Consider the following 12,684-nt stretch of genomic DNA (forward strand, 5'->3'; position numbering starts at 1 on the left):
CATAAAGAGCCATGACCCTATCGCCCCAGTTCCTCGACGAGTTGCGCACCCGCACGACGCTGTCGGCGCTGGTCGGCAAATCGGTGAAGCTCCAGCGCTCGGGCAACGAGCACAAGGCGTGCTGCCCTTTCCATACCGAGAAGACGCCGAGCTTCTGGGTCAATGACGACAAGGGTTTTTACCATTGCTTCGGCTGCGGGGCGCATGGCGATGCGATCCGCTGGATGACCGATCAGCGGGGCCTGCCCTTCATCGATGCAGTGAAGGAACTGGCCGCCGCCGCCGGCATGGAAATGCCCGCGCAGGACGCGCGCTCTGCCCGGCAGGCGGAGCGCGCCAAAGGCCTGCACGAACTGATGGCCGATGCGCAGACATGGTTTGCGGACCGGCTGGGCGACGAAGGCGGCATCGCCCGCGACGCCCTCGCCAAACGCGGCATCAAGCCTGAGACCGCGCGCACCTTCGGCATGGGTTTTGCCCCCGATGCGCGTGGCCGGTTGAAGGCGGCGCTCGCGTCGTATGGCGAGCCGATGCTCGTCGAATCAGGCATGCTGATCTCCGTCGAGGGCAAGGAGCCCTATGACCGGTTCCGCGGACGGCTGATGATCCCGATCCGCGACGCGCGCGGGCGGACGATCGCGTTCGGCGGGCGCATTCTCGGCGATGGCGAGCCGAAATATCTGAACTCGCCCGAAACCCCGCTCTTCGACAAGGGGCGTACCCTCTACAACATCGACCGGGCACAGGCCGCCGCGCGCAAGGCGAAGCGGGTGATCGCGGTCGAGGGCTATATGGACGTCATCGCGCTGGCGCAGGCCGGCTTCGATGAGGTCGTCGCCCCGCTCGGCACCGCGCTGACCGAACATCAACTTGAACGGCTGTGGCGCATGGCCGACTGTCCGATCCTGTGTTTCGACGGTGACGCGGCCGGGATCAAGGCGGCACGACGCGCCGCCGAACGTGCGCTGCCGCTGCTGCAACCGGGCAAGAGCATTTCGATCGTCACCATCCCCGACGGCATGGACCCCGACGATCTGGTCCGTGCCGAAGGGCCGCAGGCATTCGAGGACCTGCTCGCCCGCCGCGAATCGCTGTCCGACTTCCTGTGGCGGCTGGAGTTGGCAACCCTTCCCCCCGGTGCTGGCCCCGACGAGCGGGCGGCGTTCGAACATGAACTCGCCCGCCTTGCCGGCACGATCACCCATGAAGGCATCCGCCGCGAATATTTCCGCACCTTCAAGGACCAGTTCTTCGCGCTGTTCGGCGCCAAGGATCGCCGCCTACGCATCGTCGCCAACGACATGGCGGCGGCGGCGGACGTCAAGGAAGTCGATCTGGTCTTCGCCTTCCAGCGCGCGGTGTTGATGGGGCTGATGCAGCATGTCGACGTTCTAACCCGCCACTGCGAACTGATCGCGCAACTGCCGATCAAGAACCAGCAATTGCAACGCTGGCGCAACCACCTGATCGACCTCGCCATCTACCGCAACGACCTGAGCGAAAGCCTGTTGAGCGACACGATCGCCAGCGACCGGCAACTCGTCGACATGGCGCGGCGCAACAAGGAAACCGACCTCGCCTTCAGCTTCTGGCTGCGTGAGGCCGATCGCGGCACGGCCGAGACCGATCTGCTCCGCGTGATCCAGATCCTCGTCGACGAACAGGCGTGCCGCCGCGCCGAGAATGCCGCCGCCGAACGCTGTCGGCAGGATACGACCGAGCGAACCTTCGCCGACTATCAACAGGCGCGGTCCGACCATGCCGCGGTTCAGGCGCGCATCCGCAGCTGGATGGAGGAACTGGACGAGGCGGCTTGATCCCCCCGCCCGTCTTTCCCATATCGCCGTCGTAGAATTGCCGGAAATCCGCGACCGGATCGCCCGAATGCACGCTCTTGGCTTGCAAATCCGGCGGTGTCGGACGAAGACGACCGGTAAAATAGCGCGAGGCGAACGCGCTGCATATATTTCTGAGGGTTATTGATGGCCAAGGCGAATGGTGGCGGCGACGACACGATCGATACCGGCGACGCGCCGCTGATCGACCTGAACGAAGGATCGATCAAGAAGCTGGTCGCGCGTGCCAAGAAGCGCGGCTACATCACCGTCGACCAGTTGAACGAAATGCTGCCGCAGGATCAGATGACCTCGGAGCAGATCGAGGACATCATGTCGGCGCTGAACGACATGGGCGTCAACGTCGTCGAGAACGAAGACGCGGGCGAGGACGGCGAGAGCGAGGAACGCGCCAAGCAGGACGAGGAAGGCGACGACGAAGCGTCGACCGACCAGGACGATGCGTCCGCGGCGTTCGAACCGGTCAAGAAAAAGGAAACCGTCGACCGGACCGACGATCCGGTCCGCATGTACCTGCGCGAAATGGGCGCGGTCGAACTGCTCAGCCGCGAGGGTGAGATCGCCATCGCCAAGCGGATCGAGGCCGGTCGCGACACGATGATCTTCGGCCTGTGCGAATCGCCGATCACCTTCAACGCGATTATCGGCTGGTCGACCGCGCTGAACGAAGGCACGATGCAGCTGCGCGAGATCCTCGATCTCGATGCGATGCTGTCGAAGGATCCTGCGCCGGAATCGCTGTCCGACGACGAGGACGCCGACGACAATGGCGAGATTTCGTCGAAGAATGCCGGCCCCAGCTTCAAGGAAGAGGAAGAGCCCGAGGAAGCGTCGGCCGACGAGGACGAGGATGGCGAACGCCGTGCGCCGCGTCCGAGCGACGATGACGACGAGGACAACACTCTCAGCCTCGCGCAGATGGAGGAACAGCTCAAGCCGCAGGCTTTGGAGAAGTTCGCCAACATCACCGCCATCTTCAAGAAATTCTCGAAGATGCAGTCGCAGCGCTTGGACGCGATGGCGACGGGCGACGGTCTGTCGGGTGCCGAGGAACGCAAATATCAGAAGCTGCGTGAAGAGCTGACCGCCGAGGTTGAAAGCGTCCAGTTCCACCAGGCGAAGATCGAATATCTCGTCGATCAGCTCTATGCCTATAACCGGCGCCTGACCGCGCTGGGTGGACAGATGCTGCGGCTGGCGGAGAGGCACAAGGTGCCGCGCAAGGCGTTCCTCGACAGCTATGTCGATCACGAGCTCGACGAACAGTGGCTGACCTCGGTCGCGACGATCGACAAGAAGTGGAAGGCGTTCGCCGGCAACGAAGGCGGCGCCGTAGACCGCATCCGCACCGAAATCGCCGAGATCGCGCAGCAGACCGGCATGGCGCTCAGCGAATTCCGCCGCATCGTCAACATGGTGCAAAAGGGCGAACGCGAAGCGCGCATCGCCAAGAAGGAAATGGTCGAGGCGAACCTGCGCCTCGTCATCTCCATCGCCAAGAAATACACCAATCGCGGGCTGCAATTCCTCGACCTAATCCAGGAGGGGAATATCGGGCTGATGAAGGCGGTCGATAAGTTCGAATATCGCCGCGGCTACAAGTTCAGCACCTATGCGACGTGGTGGATCCGGCAGGCGATCACCCGCTCGATCGCCGATCAGGCGCGGACGATCCGCATTCCAGTCCATATGATCGAGACGATCAACAAGCTTGTCCGCACCAGCCGCCAGTTCCTGCACGAACAGGGCCGCGAACCGACGCCGGAGGAGATGGCCGAACGGCTGTCGATGCCGCTCGAGAAGGTTCGCAAGGTGATGAAGATCGCCAAGGAACCGATCAGCCTCGAGACGCCGATCGGTGACGAGGAGGATTCGCACCTCGGCGACTTCATCGAGGACAAGAACGCGATCATCCCGGTCGATGCCGCGATCCAGGCGAATTTGAAGGAAACGGTCACCCGCGTCCTCGCCAGCCTGACACCGCGCGAGGAACGCGTGCTACGCATGCGCTTCGGCATCGGCATGAACACCGACCACACGCTCGAGGAAGTCGGGCAGCAGTTCAGCGTGACCCGCGAACGCATCCGCCAGATCGAAGCGAAGGCGCTGCGCAAGCTCAAGCACCCGAGCCGCAGTCGCAAGATGCGCTCTTTCCTCGACCAGTAACCGACCCGCCCCGGCCCTTCCACAGCGCCGGGGCGTTTCGTTTCGGCGTCGGACCGAAGCGCATATCCCCGCGTTAAGCGCGGTTAAAGCGCTGGAAACCTTGTTCCTACGCGCTTGGGTTATCTCTTGCAGGCATACCATCAGTCGACCGGGGGATCGCCCGCCCGGACGGAATTGGGAGCCATTGGTGACAGTTGCGATAGCGAACGACACGAATGATTGGGGCGTCGCCGACCGGCTGGTGCAGATCGTTCATGCCGACGGAAGCGGCACCCATTCCACGCCCGAACGGTTGTCGCGCGGTGGCGTGGCGATCCGCGATGTAGCAGATGCATTGCATCAGCTGTGCACGCTGCACGGACGCCATCCGGGCGTCGTCGATCTGGCGACCAGCGCCACCAACAACGCTGCGGCCGATGACTGGCTAGCGCATGCCAGCGCCGCCTTTGTCGAGGAACGCGCCTATCTGATCCGCGTCGCCGCCGCTGCCGGGCCGCCGCCGGGAACCCCCGGACAGGCTGCGGCGGAAGCTGCCCTTGCCACCCAGCGCAACGCGATCGATCTGCTGTCGCGCTCGATCCGCCCCGGTTGCGCGCTGGGCGCCGCGATCGCGGTCACGCTCGACTGGCCGGTGATCCGTCGCGCGCTCGATGCGGCGGCCGACCGGATGGGCATCGACATCATCCCCTGCACCCTGCCCTCACCCGCGGACACCCGCCAGTTGATTGAGGCGATCGCCGTCAACGCGGCGGTCGAGCGGGCGATGACCTTCGGCATCCAGCAATTGGTCGCCCAGCATCGCGGTCTGTGGGATTTGGTCGCCGCACGCGCCGAAAGCCGCGGCTAGCATCGAGCGCCATCTGCCCGTATCGCTCGCCCATGGGCGAGAAACGGGCGATGCGGTTCGAAGGGACCGGCAATTATGTGGCGACCGACGACCTGAAGGTAGCGGTCGATGCGGCGGTGACGCTGCGCAGGCCATTGCTGGTGAAGGGCGAACCCGGCACCGGCAAGACCGTGCTGGCACAGGAGATCGCACGGGCGATCGGCGCCCCGCTGATCGAATGGAACGTCAAGTCGACGACCCGTGCGCAGCAGGGGTTGTACGAATATGACGCGGTGGCGCGGCTGCGCGACGGACAGCTCGGCGATCCGCGTGTCCATGACATCGCCAACTATATCCGCCGCGGCAAATTGTGGGACGCGTTCGTCAGCCCGACGCTGCCGGTGCTGCTGATCGACGAGGTCGACAAGGCCGATATCGAATTCCCGAACGACCTGCTGCACGAACTCGATCGCATGGCGTTCGACGTGTACGAAACCGGCGAGCGCGTGACCGCGCGCGAACGCCCGATCGTCGTCATCACGTCGAACAATGAAAAGGAACTGCCCGACGCGTTCCTGCGCCGCTGTTTCTTCCACTATATCCGCTTCCCCGACCGCGCGACGATGCAGGCGATCATCGACGTGCATTTTCCGGGCATCCAGACGCTGTTGGTCAACCGCGCGCTCGACCTGTTCTTCGCAGTGCGCGAGACGCCGGGGCTGAAGAAAAAACCGTCGACCAGCGAGTTGCTCGACTGGCTGAAGCTGCTGCTCCACGACGACATGCCGCTGGAGGTGCTGGCGTCGCACGACCCGGCCAAGGCGATCCCGCCCCTGCACGGTGCGCTGCTCAAGAACGAGCAGGATGTGATGCTGTTCGAACGGCTGGCCTTCCTTCACCGGCGCAAAGGCGGCTGATCGCAACGGGGGTTGCGCGCTGTCGACGATTTGTTAACCATGTTCCGCAATCACTTGGCGACCATCGTTCGGCAGGATCGTCATCATGTTCGGTTCGCTTGTCCGGGGCATCCTGCTCCTTGCCTTCGCCGCCCTCGTCAGCGTGCCGGTCGGCGCGCGTTCGTTGCTAGACTATGTCGGGCAGTGCGTGCCCTTTGCCCGTGCGGCGTCGGGCGTCGAGATCTATGGCGACGCCTGGACATGGTGGGATCAGGCCGAGGGTCGCTATCCGCGCGGGCATAAGCCGAAGGTCGGCGCCGTCCTCGCCTTCGCCAGGACTGATCGCCTGCCGCTCGGCCATGTCCTTGTGATCAGCCGCGTCGTCGAACCGCGCGTCGCCATGGTCACCCATGCCAACTGGTCGCGGATCAATGGCGTGCGCGGTGGAGTCGAACAGGATGTGACCGTATTCGACGTATCGACCAGGGGCGACTGGACGAAGGTGAAGGTCTGGTATCGCGATACGCAGGGGCTGGGCGGGTCGGAATATCCGACCCACGGCTTCATCTACGGTCCCCGCCCCGCTGCCGAACTCAGCGGCAAGGCACCGGATTATGTCGGGTCGCTGATCGACGCCTACGCGCGTTGATGATCCCGCCGCTGCCGAAGACGACGCGGCAACGGCGCGGTACCTGGACGACAATCGCGCTCCTTACCCTTGCCGGACTGGGCCTGCGCATCCTCGCCGCACGCGGCGGCTTGTGGCTCGATGAGGCCTGGTCGGCAGTGGTCGCCCAGGATGTCGGGACTCCGGCCGGCGTGTTCGTCCGGATCAATCACGACAACAACCACCATCTCAACAGCCTGTGGTTGCAATGGGTCGGCAGTACCGCCCCGCCGCTGCTCCAGCGTGCGCTGTCGATCGTCACCAGCGCCGCGACCATCCCGATCGCCGCGGCGATCGCGTTGCGGCGCGGGCCAGCGTCGGCGATCCTCGCCGCCATTGCCTTTGCCCTGTCGCCCTTTCTGGTGACTTTGGGGTCGGAAGCGCGCGGCTATGCGCCTATGCTGCTCGCCTGGGTCGCCGCGATCGGCGTGGCCGACCGCTGGCTTGCCGAGCCTGCCGCGCCACCTGCCGCGATCGCCATTGCGCTGGCCGCGGTGTTCGGGTGCCTGTCGCAGGCGACCATGGTATTCGGTCTGACCGCGCTCGGGATATGGGTTTTGGTCGAACAGTGGCGCCTCGTCGGTTTCCGGCGCGCGATGCAGGCGACGTTACGCCTGTTCCTGCCTGCCGCGACCGCCGTCCTGTTGCTCATCGCGATCGCCTGGACGGCGGCGGCGACCAGTCAGGCTGGGTTCCAGTTCGGCGCACGCGAGCCGCATGACGCGGCGAAGTGGCTACTTGCGCTCGAACAATTATGGGCATGGAGCGTCGGGTTCTGGGTCATCGCCCCGGTCGTCGTCCTTTCCGCCGGTATCGTCCGCGATCGCTTCATCGGCCTCGTCCTGTTGAGCGCGATCGGGTTGCCCTTGGCGGTGGCCCTTCTCGCTCTGCCCAACAGCGGCGCCGCCCGCTATTACATTATCGCCGTCCCGCCGTTGCTGCTGTTGGCGTCGATCAGCCTGCCCGCGCTGTGGACTAAGCGACAGGTCTGGCGTCTCCCCATCCTCGTCGCCGGCGCCGTTTTTTGCTGGAAGGCGATCGAACGGGATGTGGCGCTCGTCGAGAATTTGCGCGGGGACCCGTCGCGCGCAGTACGAACGCTGGCCGCCGTCGCGCCGGATGGTGCCGCCGTCTCGGTAGCATTGTCGCGCTCGACCGCCATCCTGAAAGCCGCCGCCCGATCGCAGCGTTACTCACTGACGATCGCCGACAGCCCATGCGCACGGTTCCGCTTCATCGAACGCGATGGCAACAACCCCTTCCCCGACCCCCTCGTCCGCTGCGGCCGACGTTATGGAGAGATCGCACGCGGCGACCCGACCGGCCTGTCGGGCAGCCACTGGCGCTTATACGCCCGGGCGCGCTAAATGCCCGTCCATGTTCCATTCCTTCGTCGACGCGCTACGCAGTGCCGGCATCGCCGTCAGTATCCGCGAGCATCTGGTCCTGCTCGACGCACTCGAACGCGGGGTGATCGATTCCAACCTCGACAGCTTCTACCACCTTGCCCGCGCGACCTTCGTGAAGGATGAGGGACTGATCGACCGGTTCGACCGCGTGTTCGGACAGGTCTTTGCCGGTATCCAGAATTCGGGCGGCGTCGATCCCGTCCTGCTGCCCGACGAATGGCTTCGGCGCGTTGCCGAGCGATATCTTTCGCCCGAGGACATGGCGAAAATAGCTCCGACCGGCGACTGGGACGCGTTGATGAACCTGCTGCGCCAGCGGCTTGCCGAGCAGCAGGAGCGACATGAAGGCGGATCGAAATGGATCGGCACGGGCGGCACCAGCCCATTCGGCCATGGCGGCTACAACCCGGAGGGCGTCCGTATCGGTGGCGAAAGCCGGCATCGCCGTGCGGTCAAGGTCTGGGAACAGCGGGAATTTCGCAATCTCGACCATCAGCGCGAACTCGGCACGCGCAACCTCAAGGTCGCACTACGCCGCCTGCGTCGCTTCGCTCGCGAAGGCGCCGCCGACGAACTCGATCTCGACGCGACGATTGCTGGAACGGCACGACGCGGCTTTCTCGACGTCGCGATGCGTCCCGAGCGGCGCAATACCGTCAAACTGCTGCTGTTCCTCGATGTGGGAGGGTCGATGGACCCGTTCGTTACACAGGTCGAGGAGCTGTTTTCCGCCGCGACGGCGGAGTTTCGTCATCTCGATTTCTTCTACTTCCACAACTGCATCTACGAAGGCGTCTGGCGCGACAATCGCCGCCGCTGGGCCGAACAAACCTCCACTGCCGAACTGTTGCGGACCTATGGTCCCGAATATCGGTTGGTGGTCGTCGGCGATGCCGCGATGAGCCCCTATGAGATACTGCACCCCGGCGGATCGGTCGAACATATGAATGCGGAGGCTGGTGCGGTCTGGCTGCAACGCCTGACCGCGCACTGGCGCTCGGCGGCATGGATCAATCCGGCGCCGGAGGACCATTGGCAATGGTCGCATTCGACAAGGCTGGTCCGCGACCTGTTCGCCGACCGGATGTATCCGCTGACCCTAGATGGGCTGGACGCCGCCATGCGCGAATTGTCGCGCCAGCGATAGCGCTCAGAGGTCGCCGACTGCCTCGTGCAGCTTGGCAAGCATGACCGGATCACCCGCCGGCGCCGCCGCCGCAGCGGTGGACAGCGCCATCAGGTCGACCGCGCCGAAGCTGGCGGCGAGCCCTTTCAGCCGGAACGCGGCCGGCTGCCAGCCTTCCGCATCTGCCGCCTCCAGCATGCTAAGCGCCTTCTGGGCGCTGTCGACAAAGGCACGGCGAAGCTCGGCGATCAGTTGGGGTTCGTCGCCCAACGCCGCCGCCAGCGCCGCATCGATTGCTCCGGGATCATAGACCATGGCCGCACGATACGGGGTCAAAGGTTAATAAAGCGTTGCCGGCTGATCGTCCGACCGCTCTGTCGTTGGGGAAAGGTCCATGATAGACGATGGCGCATGAATGGGGGTTCGATCAGCGGGCTGGAACAGCCGCACCAGCATTCCGACGACGGCCACGTCGCACAGGAGGAAGCGCAGCACTGGTTGGCGGAGGCGGCCGCAGATCCCGAACCGATCGGGCGAAACTGGATCGCGCCGACCCTCGCCGCCGTCGCCGTGACGGGCTGGACCGGCGGCATGCTCGCATGGAGCGCCCCGTCGCTGCCGGCACTGGGTCCGATCGGACTGGTATCGTTCATCGCCGCGCTGTGCGTGCCGCCGATGTTGCTGGGCGTCGGTTGGTTGCTGCTGCGCCGGAACAGTCGCGCCGAGGCACGCCGCTTCGCCGCCACCGCACAGGCGATGCGCGCCGAGGCGCAGGCACTCGACACCGTTATCGCGCGTGTACGACAAACGCTGGCGGAATCGCGCAGGGAGTTGGCCGAACAGACCCAGTCGCTGCTGACGTTGGGTGACAATGCGACCGACCGCTTGCGCGGCGTCAGCGCCGGCATGAGCGAACAGGTGGAGGCGATCGGTACGACCGCCGGCCGGCTCGACCGCGTCGCCGATGCCACGCAGCAGCGGCTGTCGACGGTACTGTCCTCGCTGCCCCGCGCGCGTGCCGAAGCGGCGGAGATGGCCGCGATGGTCGAAAAGACCGGTCTCTCCGCCAGCGAACGGGTGGCTGCACTCGACGCGCAACTGAACGTCGTCGCGCAACGTTCGCGCGAAGCCGACGAACTGGCCGGTGGCGCGGCACAGCGGCTGGCTGCGCTTATGAACCGGATGGAGGCGACCAGCGAAAGCGCCGGCGCCCGCCTCGAAGCCGTTATCGCCACCATGTCCGAAGCGATCGACGCCGTGCTCGAACGCGCCGCCGCCGCGATCGATGAATCGCGCAAGGCGATTACTGCACAGGGTGATGCGACCATCGCCATGATCGAGGCGAACGGATCGGCGATCGAACGCGCCGGTCGCGAGGGCGCCGAACAGCTTGCCGGCCGCGTGGCGGCGATCGACGCGGCGATCCAGATGCTCGCCGGACAGCTGAACGATCGTCGCCGCGATGGCGAGGCGTTGCTGGCGCTGCTCGACGATGGGCTCGCCGGGGTCGACGAAAGGTTCGAACGGCTGCGGATCACCGGTGTCGAACGGACGCAGGCGGTGGCCGGGTCGGTCGATGCGCTGACCCAGGTCGCTGACGCCCTGTCCGAAGCGCTCGCCAATGGCGACGTCACCGCCCGCCGCGTGATCGCCAGCGCCGAGGAAGTACTGACCGCGCTCGATGCCGCCGCGCGCGAGATGGACGAGACGCTGCCCGGCGCGCTCGACCGCCTCGACAGCCGCATCGCCGCCAGTCGGGCAGTCGTCGCCCAGTCGAAGCCGGAACTGCTCGCGCTAGTGACCGCCGCCGAGAGCACGCACGAGGCGATCGAGGCGATTGCCGGGGTGGTGGCGATGCAGCGCGACACGTTGTCGACCGTCCAGCAATCGCTGCTCGACACGCTTGATCGCGGTGCCGACCGGATCGAGAACGTCCGCACCATCGTCGACGAGACGATCGCCACGACGATCCACTTCTCCGAAGACGCCGCCCCGCGCCTGACCGAAGCGATGCTCCGCATCCGCGACACCGCCGAGGCCGCCAGCGAACAGGCACGCGAGACGCTGGCCAAGGTCCTGCCCGACGCCGCCCGCGATCTCGAGGCAAAGGGCGCCCGCGCGCTCGCCAACGCCGTAGATAGCGCGGTGACCGGGCAGGTCGCCGAACTGTCCGCCATCGCCAACCACGCCGTCGCCTCGGCGATCGAGGCATCGGAACGGCTCGCACGCCAGATGCTCGACATCGCGGAGACGAGCCAGCAACTCGACGAACGGATCGCCATCGCCAAGGCCGAACGCGAGGCGGCGGACAGCGACCAATTCTCGCGCCGCGTATCGTTGTTGATCGAAGCGATGAACTCGGCCGCGATCGACATTGCCCGTTCGTTGTCGACCGATGTGTCCGATACGGCATGGGCCGCCTATCTCAAGGGCGATCGCGGCGTCTTTACTCGCCGCGCGGTGCGGTTGGTCGACGGTACGCAGACACGCGAGATCGCGGCGCTGTACGACGCCGATCCCGACTTCCGCGATCAGGTGAACCGCTACATTCATGATTTCGAAGCGATGCTGCGCCAGATTCTGGGTCTGCGCGACGGATCGCCGATGGGGGTTACCTTGCTGTCGTCGGACATGGGCAAGCTGTACGTCGTCTTGGCGCAGGCGATCGAGCGGCTTCGCAACTGAGCGGTCACTGAACGGGGGACGGAACGGCACGCCGCGCACGAACGACCTCGCTTCCCCCGCCCTTTCTGAAACGTGTCTGGCTGCCGGACGGGGCGTTGGCCCAGCAGGACCAGAACAGCTATCCCTTTTCGCTCCCGATCGTGCTTGGCGACAACTTCGATCTTACGTTCGAAAAACCGATTACCATTCTTGTCGGCGAAAATGGTTCGGAAATGTCGACGCTACTGGAAGCGGTTGCGACCATGGCCGGCCTCGGCGAAGGCGGCAGTGCGCAGGGCATGGCTGCGGTCGGTTCGTCTCTCGCCGCGGGCTAAGACGCCGGTCGGCTTACCGATCTGCTCCGCGCGGCATGGCTGCCGCAGGTACGACAGGGATGGTTCTTCCGAGCGGAAACCTTCTTTTCGGTCGCCCGCTATTCTGACGAAGCCGGATCGCACCGCGCCGGCTATCTTCGGGCCTCGCACGGAGAGGGCTTTCTGCATTTGTTCGAAGAACGGCTGTCGGAACAGGGGCTGTTCATTCTCGACGAACCGGAGTCGGCGCTGTCGCCGACCAAGCAGTTCGAGTTTCGGAAGCTGCTCCGCAACCTGCAGCCGGCGGGCACCTGTCAGGTCATCATGGCGACGCACTCGCCGATCCTGATGGCGCTGCCCGATGCCGATCTGTGGCAGGTCGAGCGGTTCGGCCTCCGCCCGACGACGCTGGAGGACACCAGCCTTTTCCGCCTGTACCGCGACTTCACCCGCTACCCGCACGATCTGGTCGAAACCATGATCGACTGAGCGCGGCTCAATCGTAGAAGTTCAGCATGTCGGCGGTTACCCAGCCATAGACATAGTTGAGATAGAAGGCGCCGAACAACACCGCCGATACCAACGTCGTCCGCCACGCCATCCGCCCGAACCGGAAGCCCGACGGTGCGCTGTCGGCCTGTCCCGGCACCGGGGGTTCGCCCGCTTCGTGCGTCGTGCGAACCCCGAACGGCAACACCAGAAACATCGCCAGCACCCAGAACAACAGGTAGATGGCGAGTGCCGATTGCCAGGCCATGTG

The 12,684-nt window shown here is 65.2% G+C and carries 12 protein-coding genes; 10 read left to right on the forward strand and 2 right to left on the reverse strand.

The features are described from left to right. Positions 1 to 11: 11 nt before the first annotated feature. The 7 genes from dnaG to AAIO73_RS02750 all read left to right on the forward strand — a co-directional run bounded on the left by dnaG (position 12) and on the right by AAIO73_RS02750 (position 8,967). A complete protein-coding gene (dnaG, locus tag AAIO73_RS02720) occupies positions 12 to 1,817 on the forward strand; it encodes a DNA primase (RefSeq protein ID WP_345876067.1) in 1,806 nt (601 codons plus the stop codon). A 165-nt stretch (positions 1,818 to 1,982) separates the two neighbouring features. Next, entirely contained in the window at positions 1,983 to 4,022 is a 2,040-nt protein-coding gene (gene rpoD / locus AAIO73_RS02725; RefSeq protein ID WP_345876069.1) for an RNA polymerase sigma factor RpoD, read from the forward strand. 187 nt (positions 4,023 to 4,209) lie between these two features. Then, entirely contained in the window at positions 4,210 to 4,869 is a 660-nt protein-coding gene (locus tag AAIO73_RS02730) for a DUF6975 family protein (protein ID WP_345876071.1), read from the forward strand. Between the two features lie 50 nt (positions 4,870 to 4,919). Then, positions 4,920 to 5,765 carry an AAA family ATPase gene (locus AAIO73_RS02735; protein WP_345876332.1) on the forward strand — a complete coding sequence of 282 codons (846 nt, stop codon included), beginning with the start codon at positions 4,920 to 4,922 and terminating at the stop codon, positions 5,763 to 5,765. Between the two features lie 85 nt (positions 5,766 to 5,850). Next, entirely contained in the window at positions 5,851 to 6,393 is a 543-nt protein-coding gene (locus tag AAIO73_RS02740) for a CHAP domain-containing protein (protein ID WP_345876073.1), read from the forward strand. Continuing rightward, positions 6,393 to 7,778: a glycosyltransferase family protein gene (locus AAIO73_RS02745; RefSeq protein WP_345876075.1), complete on the forward strand. Its 1,386-nt coding sequence runs from the start codon at positions 6,393 to 6,395 to the stop codon at positions 7,776 to 7,778. The genes AAIO73_RS02740 and AAIO73_RS02745 overlap by 1 nt, the downstream gene beginning before the upstream one ends. A gap of 10 nt (positions 7,779 to 7,788) precedes the next feature. Further along, positions 7,789 to 8,967, forward strand: a complete 1,179-nt coding sequence (locus tag AAIO73_RS02750; protein ID WP_345876076.1) for a vWA domain-containing protein — start codon at positions 7,789 to 7,791, stop codon at positions 8,965 to 8,967. 3 nt (positions 8,968 to 8,970) lie between these two features. Here the strand turns inward: AAIO73_RS02750 and AAIO73_RS02755 are convergent, their stop codons facing one another. Then, a complete protein-coding gene (locus AAIO73_RS02755) occupies positions 8,971 to 9,261 on the reverse strand; it encodes an Hpt domain-containing protein (RefSeq protein WP_345876077.1) in 291 nt (96 codons plus the stop codon). 96 nt (positions 9,262 to 9,357) lie between these two features. Here AAIO73_RS02755 and AAIO73_RS02760 point away from each other — a divergent pair, with 96 nt between their 5' ends. The 3 genes from AAIO73_RS02760 to AAIO73_RS02770 all read left to right on the forward strand — a co-directional run bounded on the left by AAIO73_RS02760 (position 9,358) and on the right by AAIO73_RS02770 (position 12,413). Then, positions 9,358 to 11,631, forward strand: coding sequence for a coiled-coil domain-containing protein (locus AAIO73_RS02760; protein ID WP_345876079.1), 2,274 nt, complete (start codon positions 9,358 to 9,360; stop codon positions 11,629 to 11,631). A 95-nt stretch (positions 11,632 to 11,726) separates the two neighbouring features. Next, positions 11,727 to 11,945, forward strand: a complete 219-nt coding sequence (locus tag AAIO73_RS02765) for a hypothetical protein (protein WP_345876081.1) — start codon at positions 11,727 to 11,729, stop codon at positions 11,943 to 11,945. A 168-nt stretch (positions 11,946 to 12,113) separates the two neighbouring features. Beyond that, complete coding sequence (locus tag AAIO73_RS02770; protein ID WP_345876083.1) at positions 12,114 to 12,413, forward strand: AAA family ATPase; 300 nt, start codon at positions 12,114 to 12,116, stop codon at positions 12,411 to 12,413. A gap of 7 nt (positions 12,414 to 12,420) precedes the next feature. On the opposite strand, the gene AAIO73_RS02775 is transcribed toward AAIO73_RS02770, so the two are convergent. Then, the gene (locus AAIO73_RS02775) at positions 12,421 to 12,681 is read right to left on the reverse strand and encodes a DUF1467 family protein (protein WP_345876085.1); all 261 of its coding nucleotides are present in this window, start codon (positions 12,679 to 12,681) and stop codon (positions 12,421 to 12,423) included. Positions 12,682 to 12,684: the final 3 nt, after the last annotated feature.

This window comes from Sphingomonas epibiotica, from assembly GCF_039615155.1.
In the GTDB taxonomy this organism is placed as follows: Bacteria; Pseudomonadota; Alphaproteobacteria; order Sphingomonadales; family Sphingomonadaceae; genus Sphingomonas.